The sequence below is a fragment of the Paenibacillus solani genome (genome assembly GCF_001277345.1).
GTDB lineage: Bacteria > Bacillota > Bacilli > Paenibacillales > Paenibacillaceae > Paenibacillus_AQ > Paenibacillus_AQ solani.
Genome location: NZ_LIUT01000001.1, coordinates 1,025,994 through 1,044,441, shown reverse-complemented (window position 1 = coordinate 1,044,441; position 18,448 = coordinate 1,025,994). Strand labels below are relative to the sequence as shown.

Below are 18,448 nucleotides of genomic sequence, written 5' to 3'. Positions count from 1 at the left end.
GGATTATGATGATCCCCGCCTTTTTTTGGTGTTTTGGTAAACACAAGAACTTCTTGAAATTCTCATCGATCATACTAACAACTCTGCTGCCATAGGTAACAAACATGATCAATGAGAAATGCGTGTGCCTTACTTGTAATCTTAGCCGCGGTAATGCGCTAAAATATGAGCCGCCACTTCATCGGCAGAGCGGCCAACGGTATCTACCATGACATCGGCAAATAGATACTTGTCCTTTCGCTCCTCCAGAATCTGCCGAACCTTCTCTTCAACATCACCCGCCAGCAGTGGCCGATTGGCATCCCCACGTACCCGCTCCACGATACTGGCAGCATCCGCAGTGAGTGCAGCAACCCAACCTCCACGTTTCATCGCTTCACAATTGTCCGCACGCAGGACAGCGCCCCCGCCTGAGGCCAGAACTACTCCTCTTTGGTGCAAAACACTGTTTAATGCAGCAGATTCAGCTTCACGAAAATAATGCTCCCCGGCTGTTTCAAACATCTCGGGAATGGTCTTGCCTTCCAATCTCTCAATTTCGGCATCCAGATCAATTAACGTGTAACCGAGCTCATCTGCGATCAGACGACCGACCGTTGACTTTCCTGTTCCCATCATTCCAATCAGAATAATATTTCTACCCTGGTTATCCAAGTACCACACCCCATTTGCTGTGCTTATATGTATAGGTTCCCCATATCATACCACAGCCCCAAATCTTTCGACAATGCACCCTTATCTCGGAATGGTTCATCTATGAAGGAGAAAAAAGACCCTATCGGATCCAGTCTATCTTGTTCCGTAATATCATATACTGATTGCAAGAGTACAAGATTCGAAGAAATGGAGTGAACCCTGTCCATGTCTAATTATCCAACCAATCTCTCATCCGCAGCCCGTCGGATCCGCCGAATATCCGATCCTTCCTACCCTCTGTGCCGCGAGGATATTATCTGGGTGCTTCATTATGTCCAAAAAAAAGTGGCTTCAAAAGACCCTAACTTGCTGGATCTTTCAAAGCCACGATTACTGAGAAACTTCAGCAGCTACTGCGAAGCTGCGCTGCTCTTGCATAGTAGCGGAAACCACTTTCATGCGAAGAACGATGATGTTCGCACCTGTCTCTTAAATGCCATGTATGGACTTCCCGAGCTCGCAGATGCCCTCTCGCCTATTCAAGACCATACGATTGATTAATCCATCCAGGGAGGAAGGCATTAATACTGGCGTAAAAATTCCAGGATTAATCCATCCAGTTGAAGTGGAAGGTTCCTTCTTTATCTACGCGTTTAAACGTGTGCGCTCCGAAATAGTCGCGCTGAGCTTGGAGCAGGTTCGCTGGCAAGTTCGCCGAACGGTAGCTGTCGTAGTATGCAAGTGCACTGGAGAAGCCAGGCACTGGAATGCCGAGCGATACCGCGGAAGCTACCACTTTACGCCATGCATCTTGATAATTTTCGATAATTTCAGTAAAGAACGGATCGAGGAGCAGGTTTTTCAGCTCTGGATTGTTCTCATAAGCGTCCGTGATGTTCTGCAGGAAACGGGAACGGATAATGCAGCCACCGCGCCAGATTTTAGCAAGATTGCCGTATTTCAGATCCCAGCCATATTCATCGGAAGCTACGCGAAGCTGTGCGAAGCCTTGTGCGTAAGATACGATCTTACTTGCAAACAGCGCTTTACGTACATTTTCGATGAATTCCGCTTTGTCACCGTCAAATGCAGTTGCTTTCGGTCCGTTCAGAATCTTGCTTGCTGCTACGCGCTCTTCTTTCATCGCAGACAGGAAGCGGGAGAATACGGACTCAGTGATCATGGACAGTGGTACACCCAGGTCCAGGGAGCTTTGGCTTGTCCATTTGCCTGTTCCTTTTTGGCCTGCCGTATCCAAGATAACGTCAACCATTGGTTTGCCGGTTTCTTCGTCATATTTGGAGAAAATGTCTGCCGTAATTTCGATCAGGTAGCTGTCAAGCTCCCCTTTGTTCCATTCCGTGAAGATTCCATGCAGGTCCTTCGCATCAAGGCCGAGCACGTCCTTCAGCAATTGGTATGCTTCACAAATAAGCTGCATATCGCCATATTCGATACCGTTGTGGACCATTTTCACATAATGGCCGGCACCATCCGGTCCGATGTATGTACAGCAAGGCTCATCGTTGATCTTGGCAGAGATAGCCGTCAGAATAGGTTCAACCAGCTTGTAGGCACTCTCTTGTCCGCCAGGCATGATGGATGGGCCTTTCAGCGCGCCTTCTTCACCGCCGGAAACACCTGCACCGATGAAGTTGAAGCCCTTCTCAGCCAGTTCTTTGCTGCGGCGCTGTGTATCAGGGAAATAAGCGTTACCGCCATCGATAATAATATCGCCTTTATCCAAATGTGGAATAAGCTGCTCAATCGTAGCATCTGTAGCTTGTCCCGCTTGTACCATGATCAGGATCTTGCGAGGAGTTTCAAGGGAATCTACAAATTCCTCGATCGAGAACGTCCCTTTTACTTGCTTGCCTTCGGTTTCCTTCAGCATATCTTCCGTTTTTTGCGGAGAGCGGTTATATACGGAAACGGTGAAACCTTTGCTTTCAATGTTCAGGGCCAGGTTTTTACCCATTACAGCAAGTCCGATGACGCCGATTTGTTGTTTTGACATCTGGTTCTCCATCCTTTTCTCCAATATATTTTTAATATGTCTAACCAGCACATCCCTATCCGAGATGATTTGCAATAATATTATATTAACGTTTTTCATTTGACAAGTGAACCCCTGTCACAAAATCAGAACACGCGCGAAAACACCCCTATCGTTTCGGAGTGTTGTTCGTGCTCTAAACTTGTATCTTTTTTGAAGTTATGTTTTACCACTCCAGCCTCAGCAGCTCCAAGGAAAGCTCGCGAAGTCTTTGCTTGCAAGCTGCGATTCGGTCCTGATCCCCCTCCAGCAGTGCTTCGTGAAGCCTCTCTAGCTCATCGTCAGTTTCCAGTCTGCACAGCAGCAGCCGCTGTTCTCCCTCATCTGATTCAAACAATCTAAGCATTTCCTGCTCGGTCATCGGTGTTCCCTTCTGAAACAGGACCCTTTGCCGATAACCGGATATCTCCACGAGCCTAATCACCTCACCGAACAAAATGCTCTCGATCAGAATTTGCCTGTCCTTGAACCGTTTGACGACAGCGTGGCCACGGGTATTCTCAATTAATTTCTCCATCCATTCGGAAAGCTTGGGATCACGAATCATATAATCGCCAACCAGCTTAAAACCGCTTCCTGTACGTTGGAACCGCAGTTTTACGAGCTTACGCCCTGTACGGATTGAAATGACGAACTGCGTATCATTCTCACTCCAGTAAAGAGAATATCCTTCTTGGATCAATTCCTTGATCAAGTCCTGGATATGCCGGCGATCAAACCGGAGCTCCAGGTTGCAATACTCCACTTCCTCGCTCTTATTCACGGCACTCCCTCCTCCGGTTTACTACCGATCACTAAAAGACGGTGAAGAATTCCCCCATGGCTGCTTTTAATGTTGTCTTATCTATATCTTATACTCCATCTTATGTAACGGTAACTTGGTTTATTGACTATTTTTCCCCCTGATGAAAATACGGTGAAGCTTTTCCGGCTTATGCATGATGACACTTGCCTTATGGTATAATGAGTTAATTCAAAACGCTGGTTTGAAAAAGATCATCACCAATAGGAGGCCACTGCATCCATGACGGTTCATGCATTTACAGATCAAGATTTCGACGTATTCTCTGTACCCGGGCTTGAGGCCCGTATGGAGGTTCTCATAGAACGTGTAAGACCCAAGCTAGAGATGCTTGGTGCCGAGCTGGCACCTTATATATCCGCACTGGTTGGAGAAGAGATGTTCGTGCATGTGGCCAAGCATGCAAGACGGACCGTTAATCCTCCCATCGACACGTGGGTCGCTTGGGCTGCCAATAAACGCGGCTACAAAGCACTTCCTCACTTTGAAGTGGGCATGTTTGGAACACATCTCTTTGTCATTTTTGCTATTATTTATGAAAGTCCCAACAAAACTGTGTTTGCTAACCATTTGGAAGCCCAGCTGAAGAAGACCGCGAAGGCTGTGCCAAACAATTTTTATTGGTCCATGGATCATATGAATCCGGAGGGTACAACTCATCAGAGTATGAGCGAGCAGGATTTTGCACGTTTGATTGAGAAGCTGAAGCAGGTTAAGAAAGCTGAAGTCATGTGCGGTTTGCGCATTCCGCGAGAGGAAGCCGTCAAGTTAACAGGAGACGAGCTGATTCACACCGTCCAAGAGACGTTTGAGAAGCTGCTGCCGCTGTATAAGATGGCATTTTAGATATGCCTAACATGTTAGAAGGAGGGGCTGCGGGTGCAGCTCTTTTTTTATGAGTGATAGTCTAATGAAGGAACGATGAATGCAGCATCTTCAATATTCATGGAAACAATGGTTTGATGCCCTGCTGAGCCAAGCGAAAAAAAGCCGGACAATCTTCTTGCATTCCCCCCCTATTTTGCTATACTCAATTTTGTTTATATAAAAACAGAAATCAACAAATCATAAGAAAATAAACATAGGGAAAGGTTGTGACAACGTCCATGGACCACAGTCGTACACCGCTCTTCACCGCACTTAAAGAACATGCGGCCAAAAACCCCGTGCAATTTCACATTCCGGGACATAAGAAGGGCCTCGGCACCGATGCCGAATTTCGGGAATTTATAGGGGATAACGCCTTTTCTATAGATTTGATCAATATTGCGCCGCTGGATGATTTACATCAACCTACAGGCGTCATCGAGGAAGCCCAAAAGCTGGCCGCCGATGCATTCGGTGCCGATCACACCTACTTCAGTGTCCAAGGAACAAGTGGAGCGATCATGACTATGATCATGTCGGTATGTTCGCCTGGCGATAAAATCATCATACCGCGCAATGTCCATAAATCCGTGCTTTCCGCCATCATTTTTACCGGGGCCAAGCCTGTATTCGTATCGCCTGCCCAGGATGCCAATGTGGGAATCGATCACGGCATCACCATCAGCTCGGTCCGGAAAGCATTAAAACGTCACCCTGACGCCAAAGCCGTATTGGTCATTAACCCGACATACTTCGGCGTAAGCGCCAATCTGAAGGAAATCGTGGATTTGGCTCACAGCTACAACGTACCCGTTCTCGTGGATGAGGCGCACGGCGTATTGATCCATTTTCATGAAGATCTTCCGATGTCGGCAATGGAAGCCGGGGCCGATATGGCTGCGACCAGCGTGCACAAACTCGGCGGCTCGATGACGCAGAGCTCCGTACTGAACGTGAATACCAAGAACGGATACATCAATCCTTATCGCGTACAGACAATCATCAGCATGCTGACCACAACCTCCACCTCCTACATCCTGCTGGCATCGCTTGATACTTCACGCCGCAGTTTGGCGCTGCATGGACGAGAAATGGCAGCAAGGACAATTGAGTTAGCGCAATATGCACGTCAGGAAGTCAATAAAATCGAAGGTTTGTACAGCTTCGGTGAAGAAATATTAGGCGGAGAAGCAACATACTCTTATGATCCGACCAAATTGACGATCCATGTACGCCATCTCGGCATTACAGGATATGAAACCGAGAACTGGCTGCGGGATCACTACAATATAGAGGTTGAGCTCAGTGATATGTACAATATTCTGTGCCTCATTACACCGGGAGACAATCAGGAGGCCATCGATATTTTGCTGACAGCGCTCCGCGAGCTTTCGAATCAGTACATGCATGTGAATGAGATTAACGAGTTAGTTGTGAAAACACCAGAAATTCCGCAGTTGTCGCTTATCCCTCGCGATGCATTTTACGGAGATACTGAGGTAGTGCCATTCAAGGAATCGGCAGGGAGAATTATCGCTGAATTCATCTACGTATATCCGCCAGGGATACCGATCTTGCTTCCGGGTGAAGTTATTTCCCAGGAAAACATCGATTACATTATCGATCATGTCGATGTAGGTCTTCCTGTCAAAGGTCCGGAGGATCGGAGCATTCAGAATGTGAAGGTCATCGTAGAAACCGATCCGATATTCTAATTCTTCACGAAAAACAAAAACCCCGGTGCGATTAATTCGCACCGGGGTTTTCATTGGGAGAAGTCTTATTCCTGGTTTGCAGCAGCGACCAGTTCGTTATAAACCGCCTCTACTTCATTCCATTCGTCTTCGTCCTCAATATTGTAAAGAACCATTTCCTCGTTCTCTTCTTCCATACGTAGAATGACGCCGTCCGCTTCCGGATTCTCGCGTTCAAGCAAAAGTGCGTAAAGTTTCTCGCCGACATCAAATGTCTCCACAAGAACCATCTCTACTTCTTTTCCTTCTTCATCCGTCAATGTAAGCACAAACTCTTCATGTTCATGGTCGTGGTCATGATCCTGACCGCAGCCGCAAGCATCTCCGTGTTCATGTTTGTGTTCGCTCATTGAAAAAACCTCACTTCGGTTAAATTATCATACGATCGTATCGTATCATGGATCGCTTATTCAGGTCAATTTTTCCAAGGTACTCCATGAATTAAAGCGCAGTAATCACTTTCTCTGCAACTTTAACAAACCCGTCTTCCGGTTTGACTTTCACATAAAAACCAACCGAGTATTTGCCTGTCGTTTTAAAGTCATATGTGAAATCGTAGGTGCGGAACCAGAAATTATCTTTGCGGTCCTTCACTTCCTGGGATTGAATATCCTTAACATTGCCTGCAGGATCCTCGATTGCAACTTTTACGGCATGGATATCATTGTTCAAGCTGTCTACCTGGCTAAAAACATTGAACTTCAGTTTGCCCTTGTTCACATTTCCGAATACAGTATCTCCTTTAAACAGAAAAATATGCACATTCGGTTTAATCACCTGAACTTGTCCATTGCTTGAATTCCAATCTACAGCCCCATCAAACTCCCGAACCGGTACATAGGTCTTGCCATCAATTAAGTATCCCCCATCCTTCAATTCATGCCCGTTCATCCAGACACGGACACGCTCATTGACGGAATCAGCAAATAATAAGGTGCTGCCACCCATTAACGAAAGCACTAGCATACATGCCATCACTTTTTTCCACTTCATATTATAATTTCCCTCCATTGGCTCATCTTGTTGTTATATGTGTATACTACATGTCAAAAAACAAGTTGCGGACAATTTTGCACTTTGTGGTAAAATTTTTTTCTTATAAGCTCGTCCATAACTTTTATTACATAATCATGATTAATTCACCCCGGATTCCGTGTAAAAATATCCAAAGTTCGATAAGATATACATTAGCTACTGGCCTATACATCATTTCATCAGGAGGTTTCAACATTGACATTGAAACTGCAAATGCTTGGCACTGGCAGTGCGTTTGCCAAGAACTACTACAACAACAACGCACTGATCCAAGACGAAAATTTCACACTTCTTATCGATTGCGGCGTCACCGCTCCCCTGGCACTTCATCAGCTGGATAAGACTTTTAACGATGTGAATGCCCTGCTCATCACGCATATTCATGCGGACCATGTCGGCGGCATGGAAGAGCTGGCCTTCATGATGAAAATGAAGTTTAATCGTAAACTTCCCCTCTACATTGCTGAAGCTTTAGTAGAACCGATATGGGAGCACACACTGAAGGGTGGATTATATCAGCAAGGACATATCTCTTCCCTTCAAGATGTATTTGATGTCTATCCTCTCAAACCGGGAGTAAAAACGGATATCTCACCAGGAATCTCGGTAGAACTGATACCGACGCAGCATATACCTGGCAAGGACAGCTATTCGCTCTATTTGAATGATCGGATTTTTTACAGTGCAGATATGGTATTCGATCCTCAACTACTCAATGAATTGGTTAATGAGCGGGATTGCGAGGTCATTCTGCACGAATGCCAGCTGCAAGGACCCGGCGAGGTTCATACCACCCTTGATGAATTGCTCAGTCTGCCTGAGAACATTCAAGAGCGTACCTACCTCATGCATTACAGCGATGACGTGGAAGCATTCATTGGCAAGACCGGGATCATGGAGTTTGTAGAGCAGCAGCGGGTCTACGAATTGTAATTTCATTTTGTCGTTCATTATATATAGATGAATAGATTATGAGGTTCCCTGGGAACACTAAACCCGGGAGGCGATCATATGGACAATGGACAACAACAAGAAGTCGTAGGCGTTCGCAAGAATGGCGATGGCGACATCATCGAACTTAAGCTGGATAACGGCAGCATCGTCGATTACAAAACTGCGCAGCAGATGGCCAAGAATAAAGAAATCAAAAACCTGAACGTATTTCGTGGCCGTGATGGCGACGAGCATCTGCGTTCCAATGCGGATGGCGATCCCAGCAACAACTTGGACAATCTGCCAACTTTCTAAATGATGCACAAAAGACCCCGAGACATTTCTCGGGGTCTTTCCTTTATGCCTGACAATATATCTTATGAGTTACAGTTCTTTTTTCATACGGACATGAGGAATTCCTGCATCATCAAACGGCTCGTCTGAAATCGTCTCATACCCAAGCTTTTGATAAAATGCTTCGGCCTGCACCTGAGCATCCAGCACAGAATATTGCAGCTTCAATTCACGTGCCTGAGCTTCCAGTGCCATCATCAATACACGGCCAATCCCCTTCGAACGAAATGGTTTGCGCACCGCAATACGCTGCATTTTGGCGGAATCCTTATTGTAATAGATGATACGTCCCGTAGCTGCGTACTGTCCCTCCGACTTGATCAACACATGATGTGCTTCCGAATCCAATCGATCGTAGTCATCGATTTCCAAGTCAATCGGCACTTTTTGTTCCAGTACAAAAACATCCTTGCGAATATCCATCGCCTGCTGCAACTGCTCTTCTGTTGTTACATTTATGATTTCTGCTGCCATGTCAACACCTCTTTATGTAATTTCTCGTGCTATTGCAGATCGGAATATTATACAAAATAATCGTTTTCCTGTATAGTATAAACTAATGTGCCGCGAAAGGAGCATTGCCTTTATGGGTATGGGAGCTACGATATTTTGGTCCATCGTCATTGCCGTTCTGGTCATCTATCCAACCTTCTGGACAATCAAAAAAGGGTATTCCCGTAAATGGGATGAGGAATAGCATAGAGAACCACCATTCTCATGCGCAACTCTACGGATTGAGATCGTGCAAGGTATCTACCGAATCCATGGGGGATACCGGTTCCAACAAACCGTCCCCCTGCTGGGAATATACGTCCCTCTGTATCGAGCGGCTGTAAACATCCAGCATGACAGGCGCTGTGGGAGCTTGCAGCGGTTCCAGCTGCACAGACGTTCTCGCCGGGATACTGCAGCCACTGCCAACAATCGATCCTGCCAACAGGATAAGCACCACTCCAGCCCGTCGATTACCCTGAGATTTCTCTACTGCCATTCCTATTCTCCTCCTATAATGCCAAATCACGCTGTAACTAGTCTGAACCGGAATGGAGCTTTTTATAACGCGAGAAAATGATTGACAGACAGATGGTCTGCTGGTAATATATGAATTACCTTTTTAAATATTTCATGATCTGTTAGCTCAGCTGGGAGAGCACTATCTTGACAGGGTAGGGGTCAGTGGTTCGAGCCCACTACAGATCATCACTAAGAGCCCTTGCGTAGCAAGGGCTTTTTTCATTTACACTTTTCTCGTTGATCTTATCTAATTACGCAAAATGGACGCATGATAATCGGCTCTGTATATAATGGTCCAGTCTGAGTATCATGAGAGGAAAAATACAAGTCTATTTGACATTTCCAATTAAATCTCTAGCCTTTTTTGCCTGTTCGGAAGAAGGAAATTGATCAATTAACACCAGTAGATAAGACTTAGCTTTTTCACGATCTTTATCTGCATACTGTTTAGCGACGTTATAAAGAACTTCGGGTGATAAATTTTCCATTGCCTGCTTTAACTCTTCTTCTAAATAAGCTCTTTGGTCTTCGAGATCGGAGATTCTGTTTGTTAAGTTCTTTTTTTCGATAGCATATTTCTCCAATTGCTGCTTTGAATTACCGCAGCCACTAATCAATAAAAGTAACAATAAACATGTCAAGAATATCATTGTCTTGCCTTTCATAAAAACCACCTTTCTTATTCCTTTATTTCACATAATATTATTACTATAATTTCCTTTAAATAGTTTTAGAAATACGAAATGTACAGAACAATTAGGATAGAAATAGAAAACTTATATGACACCGTAAGGCTGCACAACCCGTGTTATAATCCGGAATGAGCATGGGTGATGATTGGACATATAATGAAGTCAAACATTAGAGCCAATGATCAGAATGAAACGCCTGCCGGGAACTATATAAAAAAACGGTACCTAAAAAGGTACCGATCATTTATTCTATTCACTAACCCTCTATCTTCTCCTCCATCCCCACTCAAACCCACCGCTCTTCTGACTCACCGAATCAAATGCTATTTCAAAAGTTCTTCCGGTGTCTCTCCGCTATACACGAATACGGGGCTTGCTGTATTGACTACAAATACGGCAACCAGCGTCAGTGCAGTTGCAAGATACGTATACAGCTGATGTCTAATTTTATGAATCCATAACATGAGCTTGTCCTCCTCTCCAGCGTAATAAACTAACAGCCTGGATCAAAAATACGACAGCTAATGTGGGTGACTGAAATCCAAAATTAGTTAAAACAATCAAACAGCTGAGTATGCGTAGCTTAAAATAATGCTTCCTCGGAATACGAGATTGTTTCTCGATTCGGCTTGGAGCGAAATTCATAACCAATAACAGACTGATCGCATTCATCAGAAATACACCGGTAGACTCCATCTCTACATAAGATACCAAAGTAAACAATACGGTTGTGAAAACAATGCAGCCTGCCCCCGTCTTTAGATGAAGCCCTCCGGAGCACTGCCTGAGTAAGGCAAAGCCGATTAAGGCAATAACCGCCTGTTTCAGGTTATCCGTAATTAACGAAATCAGCAGCGTGAAGATCACGATAAGACCAACGTTTATTAGGATGATGATCGCATGCTTTAATACTGGAATAGAAGATTTATGGTCGGGAACCTGGCGCTTGATCTCTGCCGCCATCCGGCCCGCTAATCTTTCCACGATCAAAAGTATCCCGCTCCTCCGTATGAATCGCATAATACAAGAAAATTCCGAATGTTATGCCAAAGAAGAGAAGATCAAGCCACAACCGATTGAGGTAAAACAATATAGCTATTAATACCAATACCACAACGATTAAAGCAATCAATAATATGTGTTCAAATCTGAAGCGCAGCTTCTCTAGATCGTATCTAAACCCGATCCCTAGTTTGTACATAATCCAAGATAGCAGCAGTCCTGTCCCTGCTGACAGTATCTGAAGGATATAGCCATGGGAAGGCACATTCTGAATAGAATCTATTGAGCCGAATATCGTTGTCAGATAAACAGTTTGAATCAGTGCATACAGCATGTAACCGATGATGGTGCAAATCGCTGACCAGATGACAGGAATCTTGATAATAGCAGCAAATAAAAAAACAAAGATAAGCACGGTTAAAAGAGGGGCAAGAAAATCCATATGAAGTTCATTGCGCATGATGAAACTCTGAATATTGGCAAGGATCATGACGACTAGCGCCTGCCATATGTACGCTGTTGTTTTATATCTAAGCAGGGTCATGATTAATGAGTAAATGGCCAGTGTTTCAAATGTTGAAAACACCATAAACCAAATTGCGTTCATTCGAAGACTTCCTCCCTACACCATAAGAAATGGTTACTATCTACTACGCCACTTCCCCGAGAGATGCTGAGGCTTCGGTATCAAGTCCAAAAATGAACGATATACCGATTGAGTCTCAGCGTCTATCGGGTCGTCTGAAGGATGCATGTTCGTGAGGTCAAATCCGATGGCGCTTGCCACTTCCTATATGTCTGGGAACTCTGATGAAATTACAAAACACATATAATATCCGGAGATAAAAACACAAATATCCACGACTGTATGTACATAACCGAGTCAGAATGGCTTTCTAATCTAATCGTTAATCTATATTTTTATTATACAGGAACCTACGTTCCCCTTCAAGAGATTGTTGTGTAAGCAAGCCCTGATGAAAAGCAATTTCACGTTACTTATACAGCTTGGTCCAGGCTAGGCCATTCGTAATGCACAACACAACAATATACGCTACCATGCCATAAGAGGCCAGGCTGCTTGCATAATGTAAACCGCCTAATCCGCCAATCACGAAGAAGAACAACAGCACCCACCATCCATCTTTCTGTTGAGTGGCGCTAAACGATTGAGAGAACGGCGGTTGTCTCAGTACTGCTTTGGCTGTTAACGGAATTAACAATAAGCCGGTAAGCAAGATGACAAGAATGTCTGGCAAAATCCGTATGCCGAAGATGAAGAGAAATACGATCGCATTGATGCTGAACAGGGGGACGAACATTTTGACCGCAAAAGCTTTTAATGCCCCTCTAAATAAAGGTGCCATGCTTGTTAACGGGGCTGAGCCAAATAACCAGAATGCCTTTGGCTTGCCTGAGAATTTTAACATCATCACAACGGTAACAATCATAACTAACATGCCATGCAGCACGTAATACGATGATCCTGTGCCGATTTCCGATAAGGAGGTTGTGCGGATCATGGAGAAAAAAAACAAATAAGGCAGCAGTACCGACAAACCGAGCGTAGGATATACCTTAAGCTTAAATTCCCTCTCATTCTTTAGCATGCTGGCAGATAACCGGAAACACGCCTGCTCCTGTTGTGAACGGCACACCAGTCGGGCTACAAATCGATCGAACCGTCCTCGTTCCCGTCCTTTTCCTGCTTCATTGTGAGCCAGCTTCTCTAAGTGCTGTTCAAAGGAAGGAATAAAGCGAAAATAGACTGTTATAAGCAAAATCGGGACAAGCACAGCGATTAACGAAAGAACAGTCAACCAACCGCTCCCCTCGCCAAACAACCACTCGTATGGAGCCGCATACCACACGGGTGGAAGCAGAATCTGCCACCATGCTGGCGTAAACACCAACTTGAAATCAATCAGATCAAAGGAACGAATAACAAATTGATAACCAATCGCCAGCGTTGCGGATAGGCCAATCTGTACATAATTGATCAAATCCTTCAGCTTCTCGCCATCCCAATATTTGAGCAGCACCAGATAAATCAAGGATGTACTCACCAAAATTAGCATATTCATCAGAATCAACTCAATGACATAGATCAGGAAGAACAATACGCCATGTTTGATCAACCCGACAACGAGGGAGCCGGCCGAAAGCGCGCCCGTTAGCAGCAGCAAATAGATTCCGGCATGAATGGATCTCGCCAAACCGACCGTACGACCATCAATCGGCTTTGTCATTAAAATGCTGCGATCCCGCACATCCAGCAGCACGGATGAGAAATCCGAAATCATCGAAGTCATAATTAGAAACATGAGAATTGCAGACAAGATGCTCATTGGCATCAAATATTCCGGGTCACTCCAGAACACAAAGGGAGTCAGAACCAGCCCAATTAAGCCATACATCCAGAGGGAACTGACAAACAAGTTCTTGTCCTGCTCTTCCTTATGACGCTTACTTGAGGCCAGTATGACTGGAACCCGTCTTGAATCCATCAGCAGCTTGACATGCAGAATCCGCCGCAGCGTTTCATAGCCCATTCTCGAGATAATCCCTTGAAATCGATCCAGGAGCTTCAGCATCCGAAATTCGGTTCCCTGCATATCAGCTCTCCCCCCGAACGATCGATACAAACCTCTCTGCAATACGGGCATGATCATGAAAGCCGGTCAGCTGATTGAACACCTCTTCAAGGGTTCCTTCCTGGGAATGCTGCTGCAGCTCTTTAAACGTTCCGTCCGCCACCACCCGGCTGTCAGCAAGCAGAATGATTCGGCTGCTGATTTTCTCAACCACATCCATGATATGGGACGAATAAAAAATCGTTTTGCCTTGAGCCGACAATTGAGCCAGTACCTCTTTGACCACCATAACGCTGTTTGCATCCAGCCCGCTTAAAGGCTCATCAAGAAACAACAGATCTGGGTCATGCAGCAAGCTTGAGATCAGCAGTACTTTTTGGCGCATTCCTTTAGAGAAGGTAGCGATCCTGGAATGGTAGGCTTTTTCCATATCAAAGCACTCCATCAATTGTTTCGCCTTATAATCAGCAGCATCATAAGATAGTCCATACAGTTCACCTATAAAAGTCAGATACTCGGCAGCCGTTAATTGATCGTACAGCTCCGCCACCTCGGGCACATACCCGATTCTCCGTTTATAATCGATATTCCCATCTGAAATATCCTGTCCGAATATGCGGACTGTTCCGGTGTACCCCTCAACCAATCCTAGCATGATCTTTACCGTAGTGCTCTTTCCTGCGCCGTTCGGACCGATATACCCAATCATCTCGCCGCGGCGTACCTCCAGATCAATACCATTCAATACATAACGATTATCAAACTTCATTCGAAGGTCTTGAATTGATAATACTTCCTCTTCGGTCATGATTATATTGATTCTCCCATTCTCGCTTTGTCTTCACATACACCATACACCTACCTTATTATGGAAGCACGGGAAAATCAACCGTTGGACATATACTCTTCCTGTAAAATCCCCATATGCAGTATGTCATGCCATGCGCCATTTCGGTATAAGCTCTGTCTTGAACTGCCTTCATGGACGAATCCAATATGCTCATATAGCTTAATCGCTTTATGGTTAAAAGAAAACACTCGCAGGCTTACCCGGTGCAGATTCAGCTCCCAAAATGCATAATCCAGCAGCATTGCCATCGCTTCCGAGCCATATCCCTTGCCCCAATAAGCCTTCTCGCCAATATCTATAATGCATTCCGCATTCCGATTCTTGGAGTCAATTTGGATCAGTGACATTATGCCAATCGGTTTGCCCGTATCCTTCGTCAGGATCAGATAACTACTCGAGGAGCTGGAACCAAGAATCACATGCTGGACGAAATCCCTAGTCTCCTCTAACTGATATGTATCCAGGTGTGGACTGGTGGTTTGCATCACTTCCAGATCATTGCGCCAGGTATGATACAGCTCAACGTCTTCTATGGTCATTTTCCGACAAGTTAATCTAGCAGATTCAAATAGCTTAGGCATATCAAAAAACACCCCTTCTTATAAACTTATACGACCGGATGCATCAATTCTGCAAATCGATAGCTCTCTGCTCTGTAATATAAATCGCCACCATTCATAAGTACATATGGGAGTGACAAAGCCTCATTATAAACGACTATACCGTTTTAAAACACCACTTATTTCCCACTTTGAAAACAACTTGTTCTATTTTTCGTTAGATACACAAATCCGTCAACATTCGCGTTTTCCCGCATATATATGAGGGAGAACGAAATGAGGTGATCGGACATTATTAAGACCATCAGCCGCATACTTGCCTTTATCTTGCTGCTAGTCTTCCTCTTTCCCGCCTTCTCACATGGCGCCTCAGGACAGAAGCTGGACAGTAAGTACACCAAGTATGCGCAGTTTATCGTTATCGACAAATCCACGAACAAGCTGACCTACTACGAAAAAGGAAAGGTAATCAAAACCTTCTCGGTTGCTACCGGAAAAAAACCTTCTTACACCCCGGAAGGCCTGTTCAAAATCCACGAAAAAGTAAAAAACAGACCTTATTACAAGGAAGGGATCAAGGGTGGCGATCCGCGCAACCCGCTCGGTGACCGCTGGCTCGGAATCAATGTGAAGATCAATGGCAGGGTTAGCTACGCTTATGCCATTCACGGGAATAACAACGCGAACTCCATCGGTAAGTATGTATCCGCAGGCTGTATCCGAATGCATAATAAAGATGTTCGATGGCTGTACGATAAAGTAAAAATGAATACCCCTGTCCTTATTCAAAAATAAGATGATAACCCAAAAAGCAAAGCCAGACACCATTAACGTGTTTGGCTTTTTTAATGACTTCCATGGGTTCGAACAGACTTAGACTTATAATACAGTCCGGCTATTTTCATCAATAGAAGGCCTCAGCCAAAGGAGACATTTCATACATCAGCACTCTGATTTTTCAATAACAAGGTCTGTTCGTATGTTTGATGAGCTTACAGGAGAACTTATATAACAAGCCAAAGATTAGCTTCAGACAAAGGAGGGCTGTCCGTTGGATATTCATTCGAACGACTATAAAGTTGCACAACTGCAAGGGAACGAAGGCACATTAAAAGCGATTGAAGATGCAGAAACCAAAATTGCCGAGCTCACTGGAAAAGAAATAACGTTGATTGCTTATGAAAAGGAACACGGAAACAGTCAGGAGTAGAAGCATTCGGCTATATATCTTGATATTTCCGTAAGCATAGATAACTGAGCCAATCATTAATCAAATGAAAGGAGCCCTCTTTCAGGAGAAATACCTGTTCCCGAGGGCTCCTTTGATTTTGAATATAACGGTTTTAAGACCTCATTATATATAACAGTTTGCCGTAACAGCTGCTTGATAGGTTACATTAACCTCCAGCGGTTTATCAGTTAGACCATTTTGATCAAAGAGCAGCCGCTCGGCTTCAAGTTCCTCAATCATATCAATGTGACCCTCCACATAATCCGCAATTCGGTCCTGCGTGGAAGAAATGCGTGCGAATAGTCCCCCGTAGCGGAGATCCAGCACTTCCCAGCCAAAAGGCTTATACGTACTCATCCACAATCTTCGATGCGAAATACGCAGCTCCTCGATGCGCTGCTTCAGTATCGACATAGGAGAATCAATCGCTTCAGCAAACTCAGCAAGCTGAGTCTTATCCCCGGCATGATACAGCTTTCTCAAAGTGACCCCAAGTGTACTTTTGATAACGAGGACTGATGCAAGCCTCTCATAGAAATCGAATACATGGCTATACGGTGCCGAGAATTGTTCCTTGTTTTGCCGCCATTTCTTCTCCAGTCTGGCGTAATGCTCCGGCAGCACGGATTCTGCTTCACCCTCCACATGCTTGTCCAGCAGTCCCAAGAGCGGATCCTGCCACAGTAAGTACTTCGAAGGATTGGCCATCCAGTGGTTCCCCTCGGATACACCAGGAACCTCATCCATATCTTTCAGAGCATTCAGTGAATCAAACAAATCCATGCCCGTACAGGCTGCAAGCCGACTGGCAAGAAGATCCTCATCAACCGTTTCCCCATACCCGTGCTCTGCAAACAGCTGCAGGCCTGCAAGAATGACCAGGTGGTTGGTTTCGTTACCGTCATCCCCCCAAGCGGTGGTGGCAATAACCTCGCGAACTCCCTTGGTCTTGGCCGCACGCAGCGCAGGCTGGCTAGTCATCCATGTCTTGCCGTTGTTAGGACTGATGCTGTTCCACATATGAATGCCGCCAGCAAATATCGGCTTGGAGCCCAGCTTTAAATGCTTTTCAAATAATCGTTCATAACCCTCCTCATCTCTGCGTCCATAATCCCAGTACACGAATTGAACGCCTTTGGGAATACGGCTCATGTTATCGTCCGAGAAATCCGCATCTACGTTGTACAGCGCTCCTTGATAATCGTTGGCTAACAAATTAAAGTACATATCGCTCCAGATCATCGGCTGGAGTCCGAGACGCTCTGTGATCGCCAGCACTTGACTGACATGGTCATTCATAATCTGAAACCGATCCTGCATTCCATTCAGCTTTAAATACTTCCCAAGGCCCACCTGAAACGCCTCGTCCATTCCGATATGAATACGCTTGGAACGAAACATACTGGACGCTGCAGTGATCATCTGCTCGATAAAAGCATATGTCTTCGGCTCGCCAGCGAGCAAAATATCAGCATGGTCCTTGATATCCGCGGCATATCCCCATTTCAGCGCTTGCTGCAAATGCCCCAGTGTCTGAATACACGGAATCATCTCAATACCGAACAGATCAGCGTAATCATCACATTCCTTCATTTCCGTAGCTGTGTACCGTCCTCGCATATATCCAAAGTAAGGCTGCTCCTCCACCTCATAGATATCCTCCGTATACATCATCAATCCGTTTAGCCCCATCAGAGCCATATAACGAATAAACTGCTTGATTACCGGAACTTTGAGAACGCCATTGCGCGAAACGTCGAGCATCGTGCCGTTGAAATCAAAATTGGGTTGCTCCGTTATGTCAAAATGCGCTTCCTTCCTGGCCTGTTCCAGGAACACACCTAATGCACGGTAAAAATGTATCGTTTCTTGGTAACGAATCAAGCCCTCTCCATCCTGAAGTGATACCTGAATCGGTCCTTCCGCTTGTATTGCCTGAATCTTGAGGCCCTCTCCCTCTGTCATTCGGATATCCAATATTTCCGCGAGCTCGCTGATTCCTTCAACCAATTTATCCCGCAGTTTATCAAAATGAATCTTCATGTCATTCCTCCATAATCCCATTTGG

General features: G+C 45.1%; 22 protein-coding genes and 1 tRNA gene. 8 read left to right on the top strand and 15 right to left on the bottom strand.

All coding sequences use genetic code 11. The features are described 5' to 3' along the window. Positions 1 to 141: 141 nt before the first annotated feature. Complete coding sequence (locus AM231_RS04600) at positions 142 to 654, bottom strand: shikimate kinase (protein WP_278044604.1); 513 nt, start codon at positions 652 to 654, stop codon at positions 142 to 144. Positions 655 to 861: 207 nt separating this feature from the next. Between AM231_RS04600 and AM231_RS04590 the strand changes: the two genes are divergently transcribed. Further along, complete coding sequence (locus AM231_RS04590; RefSeq protein ID WP_054401497.1) at positions 862 to 1,197, top strand: hypothetical protein; 336 nt, start codon at positions 862 to 864, stop codon at positions 1,195 to 1,197. A 46-nt stretch (positions 1,198 to 1,243) separates the two neighbouring features. Here AM231_RS04590 and gndA read toward each other — a convergent pair whose 3' ends face one another. Continuing rightward, on the bottom strand, positions 1,244 to 2,653 hold the full coding sequence (gndA, locus tag AM231_RS04585) for an NADP-dependent phosphogluconate dehydrogenase (RefSeq protein WP_207383527.1): 1,410 nt from the start codon (positions 2,651 to 2,653) through the stop codon (positions 1,244 to 1,246). A gap of 205 nt (positions 2,654 to 2,858) precedes the next feature. Then, the gene (locus AM231_RS04580) at positions 2,859 to 3,455 is read right to left on the bottom strand and encodes a hypothetical protein (protein WP_053489006.1); all 597 of its coding nucleotides are present in this window, start codon (positions 3,453 to 3,455) and stop codon (positions 2,859 to 2,861) included. Between the two features lie 261 nt (positions 3,456 to 3,716). On the opposite strand from AM231_RS04580, the gene AM231_RS04575 reads away from it, so the two are divergent. Next, a complete protein-coding gene (locus AM231_RS04575; RefSeq protein ID WP_054401496.1) occupies positions 3,717 to 4,340 on the top strand; it encodes a DUF1054 domain-containing protein in 624 nt (207 codons plus the stop codon). 260 nt (positions 4,341 to 4,600) lie between these two features. Then, a complete protein-coding gene (locus AM231_RS04570) occupies positions 4,601 to 6,076 on the top strand; it encodes an aminotransferase class I/II-fold pyridoxal phosphate-dependent enzyme (protein WP_054401495.1) in 1,476 nt (491 codons plus the stop codon). Between the two features lie 65 nt (positions 6,077 to 6,141). On the opposite strand, the gene AM231_RS04565 is transcribed toward AM231_RS04570, so the two are convergent. Further along, on the bottom strand, positions 6,142 to 6,465 hold the full coding sequence (locus AM231_RS04565; protein ID WP_054401494.1) for a DUF1292 domain-containing protein: 324 nt from the start codon (positions 6,463 to 6,465) through the stop codon (positions 6,142 to 6,144). A 91-nt stretch (positions 6,466 to 6,556) separates the two neighbouring features. Then, positions 6,557 to 7,108, bottom strand: coding sequence for a copper amine oxidase (locus AM231_RS04560; protein WP_053489009.1), 552 nt, complete (start codon positions 7,106 to 7,108; stop codon positions 6,557 to 6,559). 237 nt (positions 7,109 to 7,345) lie between these two features. Here AM231_RS04560 and AM231_RS04555 point away from each other — a divergent pair, with 237 nt between their 5' ends. Both AM231_RS04555 and AM231_RS04550 read left to right on the top strand, forming a co-directional pair. Continuing rightward, positions 7,346 to 8,083, top strand: a complete 738-nt coding sequence (locus AM231_RS04555) for an MBL fold metallo-hydrolase (RefSeq protein WP_054401493.1) — start codon at positions 7,346 to 7,348, stop codon at positions 8,081 to 8,083. Positions 8,084 to 8,161: 78 nt separating this feature from the next. After that, positions 8,162 to 8,398, top strand: coding sequence for a DUF3892 domain-containing protein (locus AM231_RS04550; RefSeq protein WP_053489011.1), 237 nt, complete (start codon positions 8,162 to 8,164; stop codon positions 8,396 to 8,398). A 69-nt stretch (positions 8,399 to 8,467) separates the two neighbouring features. On the opposite strand, the gene AM231_RS04545 is transcribed toward AM231_RS04550, so the two are convergent. After that, complete coding sequence (locus tag AM231_RS04545) at positions 8,468 to 8,911, bottom strand: GNAT family N-acetyltransferase (RefSeq protein WP_054401492.1); 444 nt, start codon at positions 8,909 to 8,911, stop codon at positions 8,468 to 8,470. A 253-nt stretch (positions 8,912 to 9,164) separates the two neighbouring features. After that, positions 9,165 to 9,428 carry a hypothetical protein gene (locus tag AM231_RS04540; RefSeq protein WP_054401491.1) on the bottom strand — a complete coding sequence of 88 codons (264 nt, stop codon included), beginning with the start codon at positions 9,426 to 9,428 and terminating at the stop codon, positions 9,165 to 9,167. A 136-nt stretch (positions 9,429 to 9,564) separates the two neighbouring features. Here AM231_RS04540 and AM231_RS04535 point away from each other — a divergent pair. Beyond that, positions 9,565 to 9,637, top strand: a tRNA-Val gene (locus AM231_RS04535). Between the two features lie 143 nt (positions 9,638 to 9,780). Here the strand turns inward: AM231_RS04535 and AM231_RS04530 are convergent. The 7 genes from AM231_RS04530 to AM231_RS04505 form a co-directional block, all read right to left on the bottom strand. After that, positions 9,781 to 10,116: a tetratricopeptide repeat protein gene (locus tag AM231_RS04530; protein ID WP_054401490.1), complete on the bottom strand. Its 336-nt coding sequence runs from the start codon at positions 10,114 to 10,116 to the stop codon at positions 9,781 to 9,783. 350 nt (positions 10,117 to 10,466) lie between these two features. Beyond that, entirely contained in the window at positions 10,467 to 10,607 is a 141-nt protein-coding gene (locus AM231_RS27975; RefSeq protein WP_082341538.1) for a cyclic lactone autoinducer peptide, read from the bottom strand. After that, the gene (locus AM231_RS04525; RefSeq protein WP_242615069.1) at positions 10,591 to 11,127 is read right to left on the bottom strand and encodes an accessory gene regulator ArgB-like protein; all 537 of its coding nucleotides are present in this window, start codon (positions 11,125 to 11,127) and stop codon (positions 10,591 to 10,593) included. The genes AM231_RS27975 and AM231_RS04525 overlap by 17 nt, the downstream gene beginning before the upstream one ends. Continuing rightward, positions 11,069 to 11,752: a hypothetical protein gene (locus AM231_RS04520; protein WP_054401488.1), complete on the bottom strand. Its 684-nt coding sequence runs from the start codon at positions 11,750 to 11,752 to the stop codon at positions 11,069 to 11,071. Before AM231_RS04520 ends, AM231_RS04525 begins: the two co-directional genes overlap by 59 nt. Before the next feature lie 388 nt (positions 11,753 to 12,140). Next, positions 12,141 to 13,760, bottom strand: coding sequence for a hypothetical protein (locus AM231_RS04515; RefSeq protein ID WP_054401487.1), 1,620 nt, complete (start codon positions 13,758 to 13,760; stop codon positions 12,141 to 12,143). Between the two features lies 1 nt (position 13,761). After that, a complete protein-coding gene (locus AM231_RS04510) occupies positions 13,762 to 14,547 on the bottom strand; it encodes an ABC transporter ATP-binding protein (RefSeq protein WP_054401486.1) in 786 nt (261 codons plus the stop codon). A 77-nt stretch (positions 14,548 to 14,624) separates the two neighbouring features. Then, positions 14,625 to 15,170, bottom strand: a complete 546-nt coding sequence (locus AM231_RS04505) for a GNAT family N-acetyltransferase (protein ID WP_054401485.1) — start codon at positions 15,168 to 15,170, stop codon at positions 14,625 to 14,627. A gap of 306 nt (positions 15,171 to 15,476) precedes the next feature. Between AM231_RS04505 and AM231_RS04500 the strand changes: the two genes are divergently transcribed. Both AM231_RS04500 and AM231_RS28970 read left to right on the top strand, forming a co-directional pair. After that, positions 15,477 to 15,944: a L,D-transpeptidase gene (locus AM231_RS04500; RefSeq protein ID WP_242615068.1), complete on the top strand. Its 468-nt coding sequence runs from the start codon at positions 15,477 to 15,479 to the stop codon at positions 15,942 to 15,944. A gap of 256 nt (positions 15,945 to 16,200) precedes the next feature. Further along, positions 16,201 to 16,359 carry a hypothetical protein gene (locus tag AM231_RS28970; RefSeq protein ID WP_165593373.1) on the top strand — a complete coding sequence of 53 codons (159 nt, stop codon included), beginning with the start codon at positions 16,201 to 16,203 and terminating at the stop codon, positions 16,357 to 16,359. A gap of 144 nt (positions 16,360 to 16,503) precedes the next feature. Here the strand turns inward: AM231_RS28970 and AM231_RS04495 are convergent, their stop codons facing one another. Then, positions 16,504 to 18,423 (bottom strand): beta-N-acetylhexosaminidase, encoded by a 1,920-nt coding sequence (locus AM231_RS04495; RefSeq protein ID WP_054401483.1) that lies wholly within the window; start codon positions 18,421 to 18,423, stop codon positions 16,504 to 16,506. Positions 18,424 to 18,448 lie beyond the last annotated feature (25 nt).